This window comes from Nostoc sp., from assembly GCF_036917935.1.
In the GTDB taxonomy this organism is placed as follows: Bacteria; Cyanobacteriota; Cyanobacteriia; order Cyanobacteriales; family Nostocaceae; genus Nostoc.
Map to the genome: position 1 here is coordinate 58399 of NZ_JBALEL010000027.1, position 16084 is coordinate 74482.

A 16084-nucleotide genomic window follows, 5' to 3' on the forward strand; every position below is an offset into this window, starting at 1 on the left:
AAAATCTTTACTAAGCTCGTTTCCGTCCGCTGGTACGCCGCGTTCGTCTTAGTGATGCGTCATATTCTAAGACAGCGCCCATGCCAAATAACACTCCACTAAACACCCAAAACACTTCTAATATCTCCCCACTTTGATAATTGGGGCCTTGGGCGTATTTAAACCACATATCTGCAATGTAGAGCGAAAAGGCCGCCGCTGCAATCATTCGCCAAGACTGGGAAACTCTTCCCCCCCAAAAGGCTAGTAGCAGAGTAGTAGCAATAATTAACAAAACCACGTCGCTAACTACGTAAAACCAATTCAAAATAGCGACTAGCAGTTCTGAGGGTATTTCCTGTTGCATAGAAATCCACCATGCCAACAAACTACCGAACACTGCAATTGCTAATACAATTAGCCACTGCCATTTTTCCAGGTTGATTCGCCTGGAAGCCACAGCTAAAATCATGCCTGCGCCAAGTAATAGATAAGTCAGTACAAAAAATATATCCCCTAAAGACACATCCGGTTCATCTTTTAAAACTATTTCGGTATAGCCAAAAATTATCCCCCCAACGAAATAGGAAAGCATACCTAAGCCAATTAAGAGCCAAACATTCCGGCCACTGACGATTTGCGGACTCAGCCAGTTCCTCAAGCATAAGATACTGGCAGCCAAATAAGCTAAAGCTTCAAAAATATTTGTGCCAATCACATACCACTCGGCCCGGCTTTCTATGCCATCGGCTCCGGGAACTTTGGCACTAAATAACAAAAAGTATAGCAGTGCCAGTACGGCCCAGCCAATATTAGCTAAGACAATGTTCTGAGTAGTGAAAATTGATTTAGAAAGGAACGAATTCTCGTAAGAGTTATTCATAGAGCAAGACTTATGTAGATGCACTCTGGCAGTATTTTGAGTTAAATGACTGTATATCTAGTAGTGTGTCTGCTAAACAATACACAATCGGACACCAAAAGCAAGTGCCAGTGGCAGGAATTTTGTGAAATAATTTCCATGCTACTGCCACAGTTTACCCAGTGGCGATTGATTTAGCCAAGTGATAAACAGCGATCGCTCGGCTTCTGGCATATCTTCTAGCTTATAAATCACTTGTTTGGTAAAATTAGCGTTGCCAAAATAAGCTTTTCCTAATCGATGCAGTTCTTGTAACAGAATAACTACATGATTTTCTTGCCAATCAGGTATTTTGGCACTCGGCAAAGGATTAGTAGATACCAAATATTTAACCGCTTCTAAGGAGGATGCTTGGGGAAATTGCTTCTGCTGTAATACTTCGGCAATATCTTTTTCAAATAATGCACCTTGCCTAGCACCTAAAAACTCTTCAATGTCGATAGAAACACCCTGCAACAGCAAAATACTGGCTTGGATTAAAATCGCCGTTTTGCCATGACCACCTGTGTCACTATCTAGCTGCTCTAAACGGATTTTACCCCAAACGCTAAAGCGTTCCGGTTCCTCCAACAAAACACAGGCTTTACCCCGGTTATCCGTTAATTCTCTCCATAAGGCTCTAGCTTCTTCCTCTTGACTAGCTTTGAAGACACTAATCAAGCGAAAAGTCTGCCCTTGATAATTGAGGATCGGCACCTGCTGATCCTTTTTTGGGTGCTGAATGCTTGATATTTCAACATCCTGCCGTTTGAGAATAAACATGGCACTAGCAAATAACTCCTCACAGGGGCACTCTTAATATGGAATATATAATGGCATTTGGCAGCATCGCCAAGGCTGAAATTACCTAGCATACTGTGGAAATGAGCCTAGCGATCGCCAAATCCTTCCCGAAGGTAGCCGCCCAGAGGACGTTAGCGCTAACGGGCAAATAACCCCTTGACAACACAATATATCTAAACCAATACCCCATCTGTTTTGTTTTCGGTGTAGATTGCACTAACTAGCGACTAGCATCTTAGCCTTGCTAGTGGTAAATCTGCAATTTTTGATTGCTTCTTGGTAGGTGAAGACGATATAATAGTGTAGGTGACTCCTTCAGGAGCCATTATTTTGTTTTGGGCGCGTAGCTCAGTGGATAGAGCAATTGCCTTCTAAGCAATCGGTCGCAGGTTCGAACCCTGCCGCGCTCGTTTTAACTTAATACGAACCCTCAAGCACTGTGAAGTGATATGATGATTTTCACATTTGAGGGTTCGTTGTTGCTGCATGATACCAAGAACAAGGGCGATATTGCTGCTACGAAAGCGATCGCTGATTTAACTTTCAAAGGATACTTGATTTTCACGCCAGTCGTTTGTGAGCATTTACCTTTTGATTTCGTTGCGTACAAAGACGATAAATTTTATAAAATACAAGCTAAATACGCGGGAGATAATAGAGTAGTCAATAAAACTATTTGGGTAGATAAGAATGGTACTCATCAGAAAAAGTATAAAGTAAATGATTTTGACTTTTATGCTGTTTATCTGCCTGATATAGATAAAGTTGTTTATCCATCAATTAACTTTAAGGGTTGCTACATAACTACCCAGATACCTAATTCAGCTACACCCTTTTATTGGTGGGAGGATTTTACAGACTTAACTGAAGCAGCATCTAAGCGAACTTACAAGGAGTTTGGCGTTGATTTAACAACCAGAAAGGTTAATCCAGACTCTAGGATTCATACTAGGAAAGTTGAAAGGCCATCAAAAGAAGAACTAGGAAAACTAGTTTGGGAAAAACCAACAGCGCAAATTGGGAGAGATTTTGGCGTGTCTGATAAGGCTGTAGAAAAGTGGTGTAAGGCTTATGGGGTAGAAAAGCCACCTAGAGGGTATTGGGTGAAGAAAGCTTATGGAAAAGTAGAAAGACAGTTAACAATCGATGACGAAGATTTAACTCGTGGTAATATCTTGAGTAAGGATATGAGTTGATGAACATTGAATATACTAAAGCGGTTTAAGTTGCTCTAAAAGTTTAGTATAAAGATATTTTTGTTCTATAACATCTACCGAATTATCACACCATTTTGCAACTACGGCAGTAGGAACACCTTTGGCAATTTGCTCAGATATGAAAGTATCACGACACGAATATGGTGTGGTTTGACGTTCTACTAATGGGTCTACAATTTTATCCCAAGCTCGACGTGAAAAGTTTCTGTAATGTATTGATACTCCTTCTGGTGATGGAAACATTAAAGATTCCGGCTCAAGATGTTCTGGTTTGATTTTTAAAATTAATTCTTGTAGTCGTTGGTTACAGTTAAAAACACGCTTTTTATTGTTCTTAGAGCCATTAACCCTTACCCTTTCACCATTTCCTACTTGAACTAATGCGCCTTCAAAAGTAATTTGAGAACAATCAGGCGTAATATGCTTCCATTGCAAACCGATAGCTTCTGATGGTCGGCATCCTGTTAAAAACAAAAACTCCACAAATGATGAGTAATGACTGTAGCCTATACCTTTAGATGGTTTGTGATTTTTAAAAGCCTGAATTATTTTTTCCTTCTCTTCTTCACTGAAGGCGTTAGGTTGTGAATTATCCTGCCACTTATGCTTGGGAAGCTCATTGTACATCCCTTGAAAAGGATTGAAAGTTACTAAACCATGTTTCATTCCCCATTTACAAGCTGCTGAAAGATACATGAGTACATCTTTAGCTTGTGAGTTAGTTGTTTGTTGCAACAATGCAAGTCTGATTTTTATACCCTCATCCAAATCTTGATATGGACAGCGTTTAATATGTTTTTCTAATACAGCCAATTTATCCAGTGTTCTAGGTTTTAGAGATTGACGTTTGTAATCAATGTACCTATCCCATAGGTCTGAAATTGTTAATACCTTCTGTTGTTCGCCAGGAGTAACTATAGATAAATGTCTCTGTGGCTTGTATTTAACTAGTGTTTCATCGAAGCTACCAGATGCAATGTCTAACTCTATCTGATGTGCTTTCTCTTCTGCTAGCTGACGATTTTCTGGTGTATCAGCTAAATTCAGCGATATATACCTTTTGTTACTAGCACATACTTGCCTTGGTAGTCTCAGGCGTAATCTCTCTTGGAAATATTCAACGCCTACTGATCCCTTAGAGGCTTTCTGTGTAGTGTTCATGCTCGAAATTTTAGCTATGAAGATAATATACTCTACAAAATCATAGCCAAATCATAGCCAAAAAACAAGCTGATACCCAAAATTCTGTCCTGATAGCCAAATCATAGTCAAAATCATAGTCAGAATAGCCACCAGTGGAGGTAAGAGACTTAGCTTTTGAACATCTAAATCTCTTAATAAGGCTGAAACCCTTGATTTTACGTAGATTATTTTATCATTTTAAAAAGCCCGTGACGAGGATTGAACTCGTGACCTCACCCTTACCAAGGGTGTGCTCTACCACTGAGCCACACGGGCAAAATATAACTTTGATTTTTCAGTTGTAAGTTACAATGCTGGGAGCTTTGCTCTTTACCCAGCCATTATAACCTATAACTTCGTAAGTGGTGGGCCGGGCTGGATTTGAACCAGCGTAGGCGCTAGCCAACGGATTTACAGTCCGTCTCCATTAACCACTCGGACACCGACCCGATTTGTCTCACGATTAATGATATTAGCACCATGTTTTATAAATAGCAAGTGTTTAGAAAAAATAACTTATGGGTAGAGACGTAGTTTAGTTGCGTCTCTACCATACGTATAAAAAATACTAGTTACAGGCTCATTTCAAGCATTCGTTGCATTGGTCGCAGTGCAGCCAGACGAATATCCTCTGACATGGTAATTTCGGGAGTACGATTTTTCATTGCCCAGTAGAGCTTTTCTAGGGTGTTTAACCGCATAAACGGACATTCGTTACAAGCACAGTTATTCATCGGCGGGGCAGGGATGAAGTGCTTGTCAGGAGCTAGTTTTTGCATTTGGTGAATGATTCCCGGCTCCGTAGCAACGATAAATTGTTTAGTGGGGCTATTTTGACAATACTTGAGTAAAGCGGCTGTGGAGCCAATAAAGCTGGCGTGGCGCAATACACTACTTTCACATTCTGGGTGTGCGATCGCCTCTGCTTCTGGATGGGCAATTTTTAACTGGACAATTTTCTTTTCCGAAAAGGTTTCATGGACAACACAGCTACCTTGCCATAGCACCAAATCTCGTCCAGTCTGTTCCATGACATACCGACCCAAATTCCGATCTGGGGCAAAAATAATCGGCTGTTCCTTTGGTATCTGCTGGACAATTTTGACAGCGTTGGAACTAGTACAAATAATATCGCTCATCGCCTTAATATCAGCAGAGCAGTTGATGTAAGACACCACTAGATGATCGGGATGCGCTGCTTTAAAAGCTGCAAACGCTTCTGGTGGACAACTGTCTGCTAAAGAACAACCAGCATTCAAATCTGGTAAAAGCACTAATTTATCGGGATTAAGTATCTTTGCTGTTTCTGCCATGAAGTGAACACCAGCAAAGACGATCACATCCGCATTGGTTTTTTCGGCGGCTTTCGCCAGTTGTAATGAATCCCCAATAAAGTCGGCAATATCCTGAATATCTGGCTCTTGATAATAATGTGCCAGGATAACTGCGTTGAGGTCTTTTTTGAGACTCTCAATGGCGGCAAACAAATCTAGTGGTAGTTCACCCAGTTGGGTTTTTTCTCGTTGAGCTAGTGCAGTGGTAAACACAGTTATGGGGTGCTTTAAGTTGCAAATTTATGTCCTGTGGAATCAATTATAGTAGTTTTTACCAAAAATAGTGGACGGTTGATATTTTGGGGTTGTGTCCAAATCGGGCTGAGTTTCATATCCTGGAGATAGACGGCAAGGAAAGTGGCATGACCAGTCAGAAAACTCAATCGATAAACCTCAAAGTTGCTGTAATTGGAGATGTTCACGACCAATGGGAAGTGGAAGATGGTATTGCACTCAAGCATCTGGGTGTTGACTTAGCGCTGTTTGTCGGGGATTTTGGCAATGAATCGGTGGAAGTGGTGAGAGCGATCGCCTCTCTCGATATTCCCAAAGCAGCCGTAATGGGCAACCACGATGCTTGGTACACCGCCACCGAATGGGGACGTAAAAAGGCTCCTTATGACCGCTCTAAGGAAGACTGGGTACAGGAACAACTCGATTTATTAGGCGCGTCCCATGTCGGTTACGGTAAGTTGGATTTTCCCGCTTGGAATTTAACTGTAGTGGGGGGTCGTCCCTTTACCTGGGGTGGCCCAGAGTGGAAATTCGCGGAAATCTGTAAAGAACGTTACGGTGTGACGAGTTTGGAAGAATCTGCCGATCGCATCGTGAAAGCGGTGAAAAGTGCCGCTTACGAGACGATTATATTTTTGGGTCACAATGGGCCTAGTGGGTTAGGCGATCGCCCCGAAGACCCCTGCGGCAAAGACTGGCACCCAATTGGCGGCGACTTTGGCGATCCAGATTTTGGCGAGGCGATTTCTCAAGCCTTGACTGCTGGTAAAACCATTCCCCTGGTGACATTTGGTCACATGCACCGAGATTTACGCCATACCAAGAAGGTGCAGCGCAAACCTGTCTTTAGAAGTCCAGAGGGAACAATTTACTTGAATGCGGCTAGTGTCCCCAGGATTGTGGAAGATGGTGGCGAGAAGTTGCGTAATTTTTCCATTGTCTCCCTAGAGGCGGGTGTGGTTTCGCAAGTTTCCCTAACTTGGGTGGGGAATGACTTCCAGGTGGCTAAGGAGGAAATTTTGTATGAGCGATCAAATCCAGTAGTGCAATCTGCGTAGATAATAGGGTATAGTATTATCTGTCAAGTTTAGTGCTAACCAACAAAAGCGCCTGAATAGCGTCTGAAAGTAGGGTATACACCAGTTTGACAGATTTACTGGAGAGGTGGCAGAGTGGTCGATTGCGTCCGACTTGAAATCGGATGAGGCTAAAACCTCCGGGAGTTCGAATCTCCCCCTCTCCGTTGAATAACTAAATATCTGCTAGTTGCTGGTAAAAATCACAGGCAAAATATTTATTGCCTGTGATATTACCAAAACTTGATCTGGCGATTGCTTTAAGCAGTCAACCAAGGGGGTTATTTTTGCAGAAGATTAATGACTTCTTCACTCCACTTAATTTGATTCCTACTCCAATTACCATTAGCATTGGTAACTAAATAAACTCGACCGCATTTTTGACCTTTTTCAGTAAGTTGCCACAAGGTGTAGGAGAAAACAAGATATCTACTTGGCGAACTTCATCTGTCACATCCGGATTTACTTCTACCTTTCCAGAAGGGGAAAGTAACTCTTCTAAATATTGTTTAGCAAATTGGTCGTGTGGTTGTCGGGTCATGCAATCGCCAGCACATTATCACAAATCAGACTAAAAAAATGCCTTGTTTGTTAAAAAAAACCACCCTAAGCTAAAGTTTACAGGGTGGTTAATGGGATAGAACTATTTAAAAATAGCAACAGTTGTACATCCGACGGCAAGGATGGTAGCTACCCAGACACTACCGCTTATCATCAGAAGTGGAATGGAAACAATACCCAGTGCCAAAATCAAGGCAACAGTTTTACCTCCTGGTTTTAAGAATGGGAGAATCGGCTTCATCCATTGCTCTAACCAATTTTGTTTAAGTATTGGTAATCTATTATTGTTGCTTTGTTCTGGGTACTCGATTTGCGTTTCTTCGCTCGATTTCAGTCTGTTAGCAAGCTGCAAGTCTTCACTGTCTAAATCGAATCTTAGAACTAGACTGCTGTCGTTATGTTCTCGATAAACTATCTCTTCTTCTACAGGTTCCTCAGTAGCAAAAAAGTGTGAGTTTTCTTGGTTTAAACCGCGATCAGCTTCGTCAAACTGGTGGATACTTGGCATTTTGTTTTTTTCAATTATTTAATTGGATAACTGAACCCGTCGTACCCAGCCAACACACCAAATTCTCAGATTATGATAAACTAAGAATATAGAAATAAATTAACTAGCTCGGCGACCCTAAGAGCTTTGACATCTGAGAGAATCTGGTGTCCTAGCTCAGGTAGTCCGGGTTATTTTTTTTTAAGGCTTCTTTTCTAAGGTAATAGATCAGACAACCTACTTTACCCATAATACTATACAAGTCTGGAAAATGGTGCCTGGGATAAGACAAATTTTTGATTAGTACAAATAAACTATATTGTCATGAATAGTCTAACAACAGGTGTTATGACAACTTTTTTATTTTTTGACTGGGGTGCAAGTTAATACCTTTAAAAATTACAATAAATAATAACTATAATATATAACAGAGCTATATCCTTCTCATGCATGGGTAGCTTACGTCTAGTTATGTCCAGGTGCAGTATTGTAGTATGTCAACGAAAGAAGGGCTTTCATCCAAACAATCTAAATCACCTGCTGCTGAGAACTCTCTCCCCTCTTCGGTGGCTTTTGTCCATAATTTCCTTGATGAGTATGGATTAGACCCTTATGAGTTTCGACTGTACGCTCATATAGTTCGCAGAACTGGAGGCAAACCTGAAGGTGTTTGCTTTGCAAGTCTCCGAAAAACAGCAGAGATTTGCAAAATGAGTACACGCAAGGCTCAACAGGGTATCAAAGTCCTAATCAAGGCTAATTTTGTTACCCAAACTAAGCGTACAGGGCGCACAGATGAGTATAGAGTTACACCTGTTAGTGATTGGGTTCCTAAAGAAGAGCTAGACGAAATCCGTAAAGCTATTGCAGGAAATTCTACAAAAACATCAGTTGGTTCAGAAATAGAAGCTGAGACTGAAACAATTGAGTCTTAGGTATTCTACTGTGATGCACATATATATAATTTTGTCAAAACCAATTTTATGAGTATTGCTTCGATATAAAACTGATCTTTCATTGCGTCGTGCGATCGCTCCCCCCTTATGCTTGCATCGTGCTAGCATAATAATCAATTCTACTTTGAGGTAAAGTGATGGCTACCCTTTATGTAAGAAATTTACCCGATGATTTGTATGCAAAACTGCAAGAGTTAGCGGCATCTCAGCACCGTTCAATTAACGCCCAAGTTATAACTCTGTTAGAAGAAGCTTTGAAGACTGAAGCGCAGCAAACGGAAGACGAAAAGCGAAAAAATGTCCCAAAACTTCTAGAGGAAATTCGTCTTCGCCGTGAACAGCTACCAACTGATATCGAATGGCCTGACAGCACTGCCATGATTAGAGAAGATCGGGACAGATGACAATTCCTCTTAGGTGCGTCGTGGATGCCAGTGTGTCCATTAAGCAATTTATTCCTGATCCGCTAACAGCCAAGGTTAATCAACTGTTTGCTCACCTTGCCTATCCCCAGACAGAAATCTTTGTACCTGACTTATTTTATATTGAGTGTGCAAACGTTTTATGGAAGTATGCTCGTGCAGGTAGTTACAATGTTTCTCTGATTCAAGGGAATTTAGCTAGTCTCAAAGCTTTCCCTTTGCGTGTTGTCTCCACAGCTGACTTGATGGCGGATGCAGTTGCGATCGCATTAAATTATGGAATCTCCGCCTACGATGGCTCTTATGTTGCACTTTCACAGCAGGTAAGTGCTACTTTGCTGACTCTCGACGGTAAGCTGGTGAAAGCTTTAGCCGCTTCGTCTTACAATGTTTCCTCGTTTAATGACTTCGAGGTTCCGGCGTTGGAGTCAACATAATTACTAATTCGTAATTCGTAATTCAATTGTCAAAAATGCCTTTTACTTATAACCGCACGGTTCGCTTTCAAGATACTGATGCTGCTGGGGTAGTTTATTTTGCTAATATTTTGGGTATTTGTCATGAAGCTTATGAAGAATCTTTAGAAACATCAAGTATTAATCTCAAAGATTTTTTTACTAATCCATCTGTGGCGTTTCCTATTGTTCATACTAGTGTCGATTTTTTGCGCCCTGTGTTTGTAGGGGACAAGTTGCTAATTAGTTTAATACCTGAAAAAATAGGTGTTGATAAGTTTGAAATTAGTTACGAAATTACAGTGGTTGAGGTGATAGTTGCTAAGGCTATTACTCGCCATGTTTGTATTGATGCAAGTAGTAGAAGTAAGCAGGAATTACCTGAAGAGATAGTCCAATGGTTGGAAACGAACCGCCCAGACGCGGAGGGCGCAAAGAGAAGAAAGTCGAGAGAGATTATGTGATGGGATTTTGGAGGAATTCTGTGGCTATTTGCTGTAACTGTTGACGGTTAATTTTACCTTGGGAGTTACGGGGTAAGTTTTGCTGGGGAATCCAATATTTTGGAATTTTAAATTTACTGAGTTTGTCTTTGAGTAGGGTTTGGATTTTTAAGGCAGAGGTATCTGATTTTTTGGGAATGTAAATTGCTGTTAATACTTGTCCCCAGTGTTTATCGGGAATGCCGATGACACAAATATCGGCAACCATTTGAGTTGCTTGTATAGCTGATTCAATCTCTGCTGGGTAAATATTTTCTCCACCTGTAATAATTTTGTCGCTGTTACGTCCGATAATATTTAAATGACCTTGAGCGTCTAAAAAACCTAAATCATCTACTTGGAAATCCGCTTGATTTTTTATAGTTTTAGGATAGTAGCCAAGGGCTAAAGATTGAGCATGAATGTTGATATTTCCTATTTGATTGGAATTTAAAATCTCGCCTTGCTGATTGCGAATAGTTACTTTTGCATGGGGAAGAATTTGACCACTGCTAATTTTACCGCTCAGAAAATCATCTGGTTTTAGGGTAGCAATTTGAGAGGCGGTTTCTGTCATGCCATAGGTAAGTGCTAACCGAATGCGATGAAATCTGGCTTTTTCTAGTAGTTCGTTCCACGCTGGCGCACCTCCCAAAAGTACAGTATTAAATTGAGATAACCATTCAGTTAATTCTGGATTTTCTAGGAGTCGTTGTAACTGCGTTGGTACTAAAGATACGAAAAATTCTGATTGTTTAAGATTCAATAATTGTCCTGTTTCTACTGCTTTAAATGGTAGAATAGCCAGTTTACCTCCTGTGGTGAAAGAGCGCATAAATTGCATTAAACCGCTAACGTGATGTAGCGGCAATACACAAAAGGAATTAACTCGCTTTAGTTGAAAGTATTCTATAAATCCTTGTACAGATGCTGTGAGAGTTTCCCAAGTGTGGATGGCAAATTTAATTTGTCCCGATGAACCACCTGTGGAAATCATTATGAGTGGGGAGTAGGGAGTAGGGAGTGGGGAGTGGGGGAGTGGGGGAGTGGGAGTGTAGGGAAGTTCTCCCCAAATAATATCTGGTTTTACTAAATCAAAGACTTGTTGCCATTCTTGTGTTCCCCAGTCGGGGTTACAAAGAAAGACTGGACAATTAGCTGCACAAGCGGCAATAAAACTTGCTAGAAACCGTACTGGTTCGCGTTCGGCTAAGATAATTTTTGGTGGTGTTCCACACGCCGATAACTGTGTTAGTTCTAAATACAATTCTTGAGCTATTTGATTAATTTGATGGCTGTTGTAACCGATAAGCCAATCATTTTGAGCTAGGTTATTAAGACAGTCTAAAGGTCGTTCCATAAACTTTGAAGCCACGTATCTTCTTGTTCAAAAAAATGGTCGATGCCAAAACCAATTGCTCTGTTGTTTCGGGATAATTCGGCTGCTAGTTGGAGTGCTGCAAGTCTAGCGATCGCAGTTTCAAATACTGATGAAAATACAGTATCAATTTGATGCTGGTGGCAAAACTTTCTCAGACGAGATGGTGATCCGACTATCCCAGGCTTGATCACAAAAATCCCTCGCCAACCTTGTTGATGACAGGCGGCGAGTTGCCTAAGTGTGGCGACAGATTCATCTAAAGCGATCGCAGTTTCATAACTCCTACTCAATTCCAACATCCCCTGAAATTGCTCAACAGGTAGCGGTTGTTCGATAAATTCAATTTCTAGGGCTAGTTCTGGATTTGCTTTGAAATTGTCGCAAGTCCACAGCCATAAGTTAGCTTCTTCATAGCTGAGTCCACCGTTGGCATCTAATCGCAGTTTGGTAGAGGCTGGTAAGCTGTGTATCAGTGACTCAAAAATTTTTAGTTCATCAGCGATCGCATACACACCAATTTTCCATTTAAACGTGCGATATCCCTGCTGCCACAACGTTTCCCATTGATTTAAAGCCGCTTCCCCAGATGGTAGTAAGGCACTGAAAGATTGGGTATGGGGCATTGAAAAGAATTCACTTCTCCACTCTGGCGCTGACTCAAAGCCAAATTGACAAGCAGGTAACTCATCTGGGATGGAAAAAATCATCTCGTCTGTGATTTCTCGTGGAAGTTGGCGACAAAAATCTAACGCTTGTTCTAGGGTTTCGGAACCAAACCAGCTAATGGGGGCGATTTCTCCCCAGCCGACTTTACCTGATTCATCGGTGAGACGGAGGATAATGCCCTCACGAATATCCCAATTACCATGATTTGTGGTAAGCGATCGCACAAATCTTCGCTGATAAGGACGAAATTTAAATTGATAACGCATCAATTAGTAATTACTAAATCATAAATCCCAATCCAAACAACAAGCAAGCCCAGAAATGCACGGCTACGGCGATGAATTTACAGTTACTAACTTTGTCCGGCTGGTTGTGATTTTCTTGGACGTGGCGGCATAATTTAAAGGCAAAGGGTAAACTTACCCAACTCAGCAATGTCCAAGCTGGAGAAATTCCCCACAGCACAAACAGCAAGGTGAGGGGATAAATGCTAGCAGTGAACCAAACGAGGAGTTGAGCGCCTTTTTGGGTTCCTAGACGGACGATAGGCGATCGCTTCCCTGCCGCTATGTCATCTTTAACTTGGTGAAAGTGTGAGCAAAATAAAATTAAGGTTGTGGCAATCCCAACAATCACTGAAGCTGCTAAACTCGTTATTGACCAAGTTTGGGTTTGGCTGTAGTAGGCTGCCTCCACTGCTAAAGGGCCGAAGGCAAAAAAGCAAAGAATCTCGCCTAAACCCTGATATCCTAAGCGAAAGGGAGGTCCTTGGTACATATAGCCTAGACCGCAGCACAGTAAAATTATACCGATAACAGTTAGGTCTTGTTGCCAAAAGGCGATCGCTACTATGCCCAGCAACCCCAAACTTAAACACAAATTTCCTATCCAAAATATTAATGGCTTATTGCCTGTTAAGTTCACCAAAGAATGGTGCTTATTTTGATCAATACCTGTTTCGGAATCAAAGACATCATTAGTGATATTTTCCCAGGCAAGAATTAAGATTGCCGCAGTTACAAAAGTAGAAAATACTACACCGTTGAAAATTTTAGTTTCGGCAAATGCTACTGCTGTTCCTACCCAAATGGGCATAATGGCAACGCTGTACATTGGCGGTTTAATCGCTGCCATCCATAACTTAGTGTTGGGACGTAAAATCTGCTTGGTAGTCATCAGTTGTGATTGATTAAATTGCCGGAATATTACTCACACTTGAGATTTTATGATTTAAAGAGACGCTAGATATTCATGAGCTAAAAATAACTGCCACTTTTACTGTGGGTGGTTAACCTTGTCTTGTTAATACTCCACCCTCACGTCGCAGTCCAAGGCTGGAACTGGCTTGTCAGGGTCTAGGAACACCACGATCAAGGCAAATCCTACGCTGGTAAAATGACAACTTAATATGTTACCTGTAGAAATACGACCACGGTTAATTACACTTTAGGAAGTTAACTTAAAAAAAATTTACTATCGTTAAATCCATGACAGTTTCACCATGTCGTAGCAACTTGTTTGTAGAGCGCAAAGATTTATATCAATTTCTGTTATCAGTCCAAGAAAAGTGCCTCCAAAATAATGGCAAGCAAATTGTCAGTGTCTCTCAAGAGATCGATTTAGTTGATCCTTTACTTGTATTAGATAAACTTACACAAGCAAATGAAATAAATTTTTACTTTGAGAACAGAGGTAAAGCAGAAGCGATCGCGGCAATTGATGCGGTAGCAAAATTACAGATTGATGGCGCAGACCGTTTTAGTCAAGCAGAATATTTTATCAAATCTTGTCTAACAAATATAATTAATTTTGGTAACGCTAATCAACCTTTTTCTGGTCCTCACTTTTTTTGTTATTTCAGCTTTTTTGATAAAAATGCCCAAGTAGATTATCCATTTCCATCTGCTACCATCTTTCTTCCACGTTGGCAAGTAGCTGTAAAAAATCAGCGTTGTATATTAGTAACAAATATAATTATCAATGCAAATGTAAATATTGAAAGATTGTTGGAGAATGTGCAAAATAAAATTGAATTTATCCAATCTTTAGAAAATTACTCTGCTAATATTGATTATTTCCCTACAACCTTATATAAAAAATCTGTCACGAATGCTGCTCATTTTAAAAGTTCAGTAGTATCTGTATTGGAAAAAATTCGTTCTAGTCACTTAAGCAAAATTGTATTAGCAGATATCTTAGATGTAAAATCAACTAACAACTTTGACTTAGTTAAATCATTAAATAATCTTAGGCAAATTCATCCTAATTGTTATATTTTTTCTACAAGTAATGGCAAAGGACAAAACTTTATTGGTGCAAGTCCAGAACGATTAATTAGTATTAACAATCAACAGTTAATTACGGATGCTTTAGCTGGTTCTGCACCACGAGGTAAAACCCCTGCTGAAGATGCAGCCAATGCCAATCGCTTACTAAATAGTGAAAAAGAAAAGCACGAACATTTGCTGGTAATTGATTTCATTACACAACGCTTATGCCAGCTAGGTTTATTACCTCAAATATTAGCACCACGCTTGCGACAATTATCTAACATCCAGCATTTATGGACACCAATAAGTGCTAGAGTTCCTGCTAACATCCACCCATTAAAGATTGTCGGACAATTGCATCCTACGCCAGCCGTCGCTGGTGCAGCACGAGATGTTGCTTGTGCCGAAATTCGTCGTTATGAAAGCTTTGAGAGAGGTTTATATGCTGCGCCTCTGGGTTGGATAGATTCTCAGGGAAACTGCGAGTTTATTGTGGGAATTCGTTCAGCATTAATTGATGGCGATCGCGCGAGATTGTATGCTGGTGCTGGTATCGTTGCGGGATCTGATCCTGACAAAGAGTTTGCAGAGGTGCAACTTAAACTTCAGGCGTTACTCAAAGCATTAGTTTAAAGTTAATTACTAATCTTGTATGCCAGCTAAAGATATTTATCACAATTCTGTTAGAAACGCCCTTGAAAAAGAGAGTTGGCATATTACCAACGATCCATTTATCTTAAGATGGGGTGCAAGAGATTTATATATTGATTTAGGTGCCCAAAAGCTAATAGCAGCAGAGAAAAGCGGACATAAAATAGCAGTAGAAGTTAAAAGCTTTATCGGTGCTTCTCCAGTAACCGATTTAGAAAAGGCTCTGGGACAATATATTTTATACTACGATATTCTCAGTCGCTTAGAACCAGACCGCCGCTTGTATCTTGCTATTCGTCAACAAACATACTCAGAATTGTTCCAAGAACCAATTGGTAAGATATTAATAGAAAATCAGCGTCTTTGTTTACTAGTTTTCGATTCAGAACTTGAGGTGATTCTAGAATGGATACCTTAGATAATTATCGCAAAATAATTGAAAAAATATTAGCCGAATATGCCCAACTTCCCTACGCTCATGGAGAATTAGAAAGACAGCTAATTATTGACGAAAATGCAAACCATTATCTGCTACTTACACTTGGCTGGGAAAACAAACAACGGGTACATGGATGCCTTATCCACATTGATATTATCAACGATAAAATTTGGATTCAAAGAGATGGTACCGAAGATGGTATTGCTAACGAATTCGTCAGTGTTGGCATTCCTAAAGATCGTATCGTTCTAGCCTTTCAACCTACCGAAGTAAGAAAGTATACTGATTTTGCTGTTACATAAATTTTAAATCTAGCGATCGCGCGAGATTGTATGCTGGTATCGTGGCCGGTTCCGATCCTAACAAGGAGTTTGCTGAGGTGCAGCTTAAAACTTTAGGCTTTACTTAAAACATTAGTTTTTCTTAAATGATCACCGATGGCATGGCCTAATTAAAACTTTTGACAACTCAGATAAACTGTTATAGCGTTTCCTAACCAGATGAGGTACATCATAGCCCCCTCATCGCTTGCGGGGAGGGGGTTGGGGGTGGGGTTATTGTACCTCACTGAACCGAGAACCGCTATA

General features: G+C 40.6%; 18 protein-coding genes and 4 tRNA genes. 11 read left to right on the forward strand and 11 right to left on the reverse strand.

All coding sequences use genetic code 11. The features are described 5' to 3' along the window. Positions 1-10 precede the first annotated feature (10 nt). Together V7K62_RS11470 and V7K62_RS11475 are read right to left on the reverse strand one after the other, a co-directional pair. Complete coding sequence (locus V7K62_RS11470) at positions 11-862, reverse strand: hypothetical protein (RefSeq protein WP_334864048.1); 852 nt, start codon at positions 860-862, stop codon at positions 11-13. Between the two features lie 141 nt (positions 863-1003). Further along, entirely contained in the window at positions 1004-1663 is a 660-nt protein-coding gene (locus tag V7K62_RS11475; RefSeq protein WP_334864049.1) for an Npun_F0813 family protein, read from the reverse strand. A 358-nt stretch (positions 1664-2021) separates the two neighbouring features. Between V7K62_RS11475 and V7K62_RS11480 the strand changes: the two genes are divergently transcribed. Both V7K62_RS11480 and V7K62_RS11485 read left to right on the forward strand, forming a co-directional pair. Further along, a tRNA-Arg gene (locus V7K62_RS11480) sits at positions 2022-2094 on the forward strand. Positions 2095-2136: 42 nt separating this feature from the next. Further along, positions 2137-2880, forward strand: coding sequence for a group I intron-associated PD-(D/E)XK endonuclease (locus V7K62_RS11485; protein WP_334864124.1), 744 nt, complete (start codon positions 2137-2139; stop codon positions 2878-2880). Positions 2881-2895: 15 nt separating this feature from the next. Here the strand turns inward: V7K62_RS11485 and V7K62_RS11490 are convergent, their stop codons facing one another. The 4 genes from V7K62_RS11490 to nadA all read right to left on the reverse strand — a co-directional run bounded on the left by V7K62_RS11490 (position 2896) and on the right by nadA (position 5630). Next, positions 2896-4062, reverse strand: coding sequence for a tyrosine-type recombinase/integrase (locus V7K62_RS11490; RefSeq protein ID WP_334864050.1), 1167 nt, complete (start codon positions 4060-4062; stop codon positions 2896-2898). Between the two features lie 225 nt (positions 4063-4287). After that, positions 4288-4359, reverse strand: a tRNA-Thr gene (locus V7K62_RS11495). 87 nt (positions 4360-4446) lie between these two features. Next, positions 4447-4532: transfer RNA gene (locus tag V7K62_RS11500), tRNA-Tyr, on the reverse strand. Between the two features lie 123 nt (positions 4533-4655). Continuing rightward, the gene (gene nadA, locus V7K62_RS11505; protein ID WP_334864051.1) at positions 4656-5630 is read right to left on the reverse strand and encodes a quinolinate synthase NadA; all 975 of its coding nucleotides are present in this window, start codon (positions 5628-5630) and stop codon (positions 4656-4658) included. Positions 5631-5779: 149 nt separating this feature from the next. On the opposite strand from nadA, the gene V7K62_RS11510 reads away from it, so the two are divergent. After that, positions 5780-6709, forward strand: coding sequence for a TIGR04168 family protein (locus V7K62_RS11510; RefSeq protein ID WP_334864052.1), 930 nt, complete (start codon positions 5780-5782; stop codon positions 6707-6709). 100 nt (positions 6710-6809) lie between these two features. After that, positions 6810-6894: transfer RNA gene (locus V7K62_RS11515), tRNA-Ser, on the forward strand. Between the two features lie 191 nt (positions 6895-7085). Here V7K62_RS11515 and V7K62_RS11520 read toward each other — a convergent pair. Together V7K62_RS11520 and V7K62_RS11525 are read right to left on the reverse strand one after the other, a co-directional pair. Next, a complete protein-coding gene (locus V7K62_RS11520; protein WP_334864127.1) occupies positions 7086-7268 on the reverse strand; it encodes a hypothetical protein in 183 nt (60 codons plus the stop codon). Positions 7269-7370: 102 nt separating this feature from the next. Next, on the reverse strand, positions 7371-7796 hold the full coding sequence (locus tag V7K62_RS11525; RefSeq protein WP_334864053.1) for a hypothetical protein: 426 nt from the start codon (positions 7794-7796) through the stop codon (positions 7371-7373). A gap of 473 nt (positions 7797-8269) precedes the next feature. On the opposite strand from V7K62_RS11525, the gene V7K62_RS11530 reads away from it, so the two are divergent. The 4 genes from V7K62_RS11530 to V7K62_RS11545 all read left to right on the forward strand — a co-directional run bounded on the left by V7K62_RS11530 (position 8270) and on the right by V7K62_RS11545 (position 10072). Next, the gene (locus tag V7K62_RS11530; protein WP_334864054.1) at positions 8270-8710 is read left to right on the forward strand and encodes a helix-turn-helix domain-containing protein; all 441 of its coding nucleotides are present in this window, start codon (positions 8270-8272) and stop codon (positions 8708-8710) included. Positions 8711-8868: 158 nt separating this feature from the next. Further along, entirely contained in the window at positions 8869-9135 is a 267-nt protein-coding gene (locus V7K62_RS11535) for a FitA-like ribbon-helix-helix domain-containing protein (RefSeq protein WP_334864055.1), read from the forward strand. Continuing rightward, on the forward strand, positions 9132-9590 hold the full coding sequence (locus tag V7K62_RS11540) for a type II toxin-antitoxin system VapC family toxin (RefSeq protein WP_334864056.1): 459 nt from the start codon (positions 9132-9134) through the stop codon (positions 9588-9590). The genes V7K62_RS11535 and V7K62_RS11540 overlap by 4 nt, the downstream gene beginning before the upstream one ends. A gap of 35 nt (positions 9591-9625) precedes the next feature. Further along, the gene (locus V7K62_RS11545; RefSeq protein ID WP_334864057.1) at positions 9626-10072 is read left to right on the forward strand and encodes an acyl-CoA thioesterase; all 447 of its coding nucleotides are present in this window, start codon (positions 9626-9628) and stop codon (positions 10070-10072) included. Here V7K62_RS11545 and V7K62_RS11550 read toward each other — a convergent pair. From V7K62_RS11550 to menA, 3 genes are read right to left on the reverse strand one after another with little or no spacing between them, the layout of a single operon-like run. Continuing rightward, positions 10065-11450 carry a 2-succinylbenzoate--CoA ligase gene (locus V7K62_RS11550; RefSeq protein WP_334864058.1) on the reverse strand — a complete coding sequence of 462 codons (1386 nt, stop codon included), beginning with the start codon at positions 11448-11450 and terminating at the stop codon, positions 10065-10067. The two genes, V7K62_RS11545 and V7K62_RS11550, sit on opposite strands and share 8 nt — an antisense overlap. Continuing rightward, positions 11435-12403 (reverse strand): o-succinylbenzoate synthase, encoded by a 969-nt coding sequence (locus V7K62_RS11555; RefSeq protein WP_334864059.1) that lies wholly within the window; start codon positions 12401-12403, stop codon positions 11435-11437. Before V7K62_RS11555 ends, V7K62_RS11550 begins: the two co-directional genes overlap by 16 nt. Before the next feature lie 13 nt (positions 12404-12416). Then, positions 12417-13313: a 2-carboxy-1,4-naphthoquinone phytyltransferase gene (menA, locus tag V7K62_RS11560; protein WP_334864060.1), complete on the reverse strand. Its 897-nt coding sequence runs from the start codon at positions 13311-13313 to the stop codon at positions 12417-12419. 311 nt (positions 13314-13624) lie between these two features. Here menA and V7K62_RS11565 point away from each other — a divergent pair, with 311 nt between their 5' ends. Genes V7K62_RS11565 through V7K62_RS11575 form a run of 3 tightly spaced genes read left to right on the forward strand, consistent with a single transcriptional unit; the run spans position 13625 to position 15799 of the window. Continuing rightward, positions 13625-15040, forward strand: coding sequence for an isochorismate synthase (locus V7K62_RS11565; protein WP_334864061.1), 1416 nt, complete (start codon positions 13625-13627; stop codon positions 15038-15040). A gap of 19 nt (positions 15041-15059) precedes the next feature. Then, on the forward strand, positions 15060-15476 hold the full coding sequence (locus V7K62_RS11570) for an element excision factor XisH family protein (RefSeq protein ID WP_292808931.1): 417 nt from the start codon (positions 15060-15062) through the stop codon (positions 15474-15476). Next, positions 15464-15799, forward strand: a complete 336-nt coding sequence (locus V7K62_RS11575) for a XisI protein (RefSeq protein WP_334864062.1) — start codon at positions 15464-15466, stop codon at positions 15797-15799. The genes V7K62_RS11570 and V7K62_RS11575 overlap by 13 nt, the downstream gene beginning before the upstream one ends. Positions 15800-16084: the final 285 nt, after the last annotated feature.

Bases quoted from the DNA above. Each gene is read 5' to 3' on its own strand.
- V7K62_RS11470 (WP_334864048.1), bottom strand. From the start codon at position 862: ATGAATAACTCTTACGAGAATTCGTTCCTTTCTAAATCAATTTTCACT.
- V7K62_RS11475 (WP_334864049.1), bottom strand. From the start codon at position 1,663: ATGTTTATTCTCAAACGGCAGGATGTTGAAATATCAAGCATTCAGCAC.
- V7K62_RS11485 (WP_334864124.1), top strand. From the start codon at position 2,137: ATGATTTTCACATTTGAGGGTTCGTTGTTGCTGCATGATACCAAGAAC.
- V7K62_RS11490 (WP_334864050.1), bottom strand. From the start codon at position 4,062: ATGAACACTACACAGAAAGCCTCTAAGGGATCAGTAGGCGTTGAATAT.
- V7K62_RS11510 (WP_334864052.1), top strand. From the start codon at position 5,780: ATGACCAGTCAGAAAACTCAATCGATAAACCTCAAAGTTGCTGTAATT.
- V7K62_RS11520 (WP_334864127.1), bottom strand. From the start codon at position 7,268: ATGACCCGACAACCACACGACCAATTTGCTAAACAATATTTAGAAGAG.
- V7K62_RS11525 (WP_334864053.1), bottom strand. From the start codon at position 7,796: ATGCCAAGTATCCACCAGTTTGACGAAGCTGATCGCGGTTTAAACCAA.
- V7K62_RS11530 (WP_334864054.1), top strand. From the start codon at position 8,270: ATGTCAACGAAAGAAGGGCTTTCATCCAAACAATCTAAATCACCTGCT.
- V7K62_RS11535 (WP_334864055.1), top strand. From the start codon at position 8,869: ATGGCTACCCTTTATGTAAGAAATTTACCCGATGATTTGTATGCAAAA.
- V7K62_RS11540 (WP_334864056.1), top strand. From the start codon at position 9,132: ATGACAATTCCTCTTAGGTGCGTCGTGGATGCCAGTGTGTCCATTAAG.
- V7K62_RS11545 (WP_334864057.1), top strand. From the start codon at position 9,626: ATGCCTTTTACTTATAACCGCACGGTTCGCTTTCAAGATACTGATGCT.
- V7K62_RS11550 (WP_334864058.1), bottom strand. From the start codon at position 11,450: ATGGAACGACCTTTAGACTGTCTTAATAACCTAGCTCAAAATGATTGG.
- V7K62_RS11555 (WP_334864059.1), bottom strand. From the start codon at position 12,403: ATGCGTTATCAATTTAAATTTCGTCCTTATCAGCGAAGATTTGTGCGA.
- menA (WP_334864060.1), bottom strand. From the start codon at position 13,313: ATGACTACCAAGCAGATTTTACGTCCCAACACTAAGTTATGGATGGCA.
- V7K62_RS11565 (WP_334864061.1), top strand. From the start codon at position 13,625: ATGACAGTTTCACCATGTCGTAGCAACTTGTTTGTAGAGCGCAAAGAT.
- V7K62_RS11570 (WP_292808931.1), top strand. From the start codon at position 15,060: ATGCCAGCTAAAGATATTTATCACAATTCTGTTAGAAACGCCCTTGAA.
- V7K62_RS11575 (WP_334864062.1), top strand. From the start codon at position 15,464: ATGGATACCTTAGATAATTATCGCAAAATAATTGAAAAAATATTAGCC.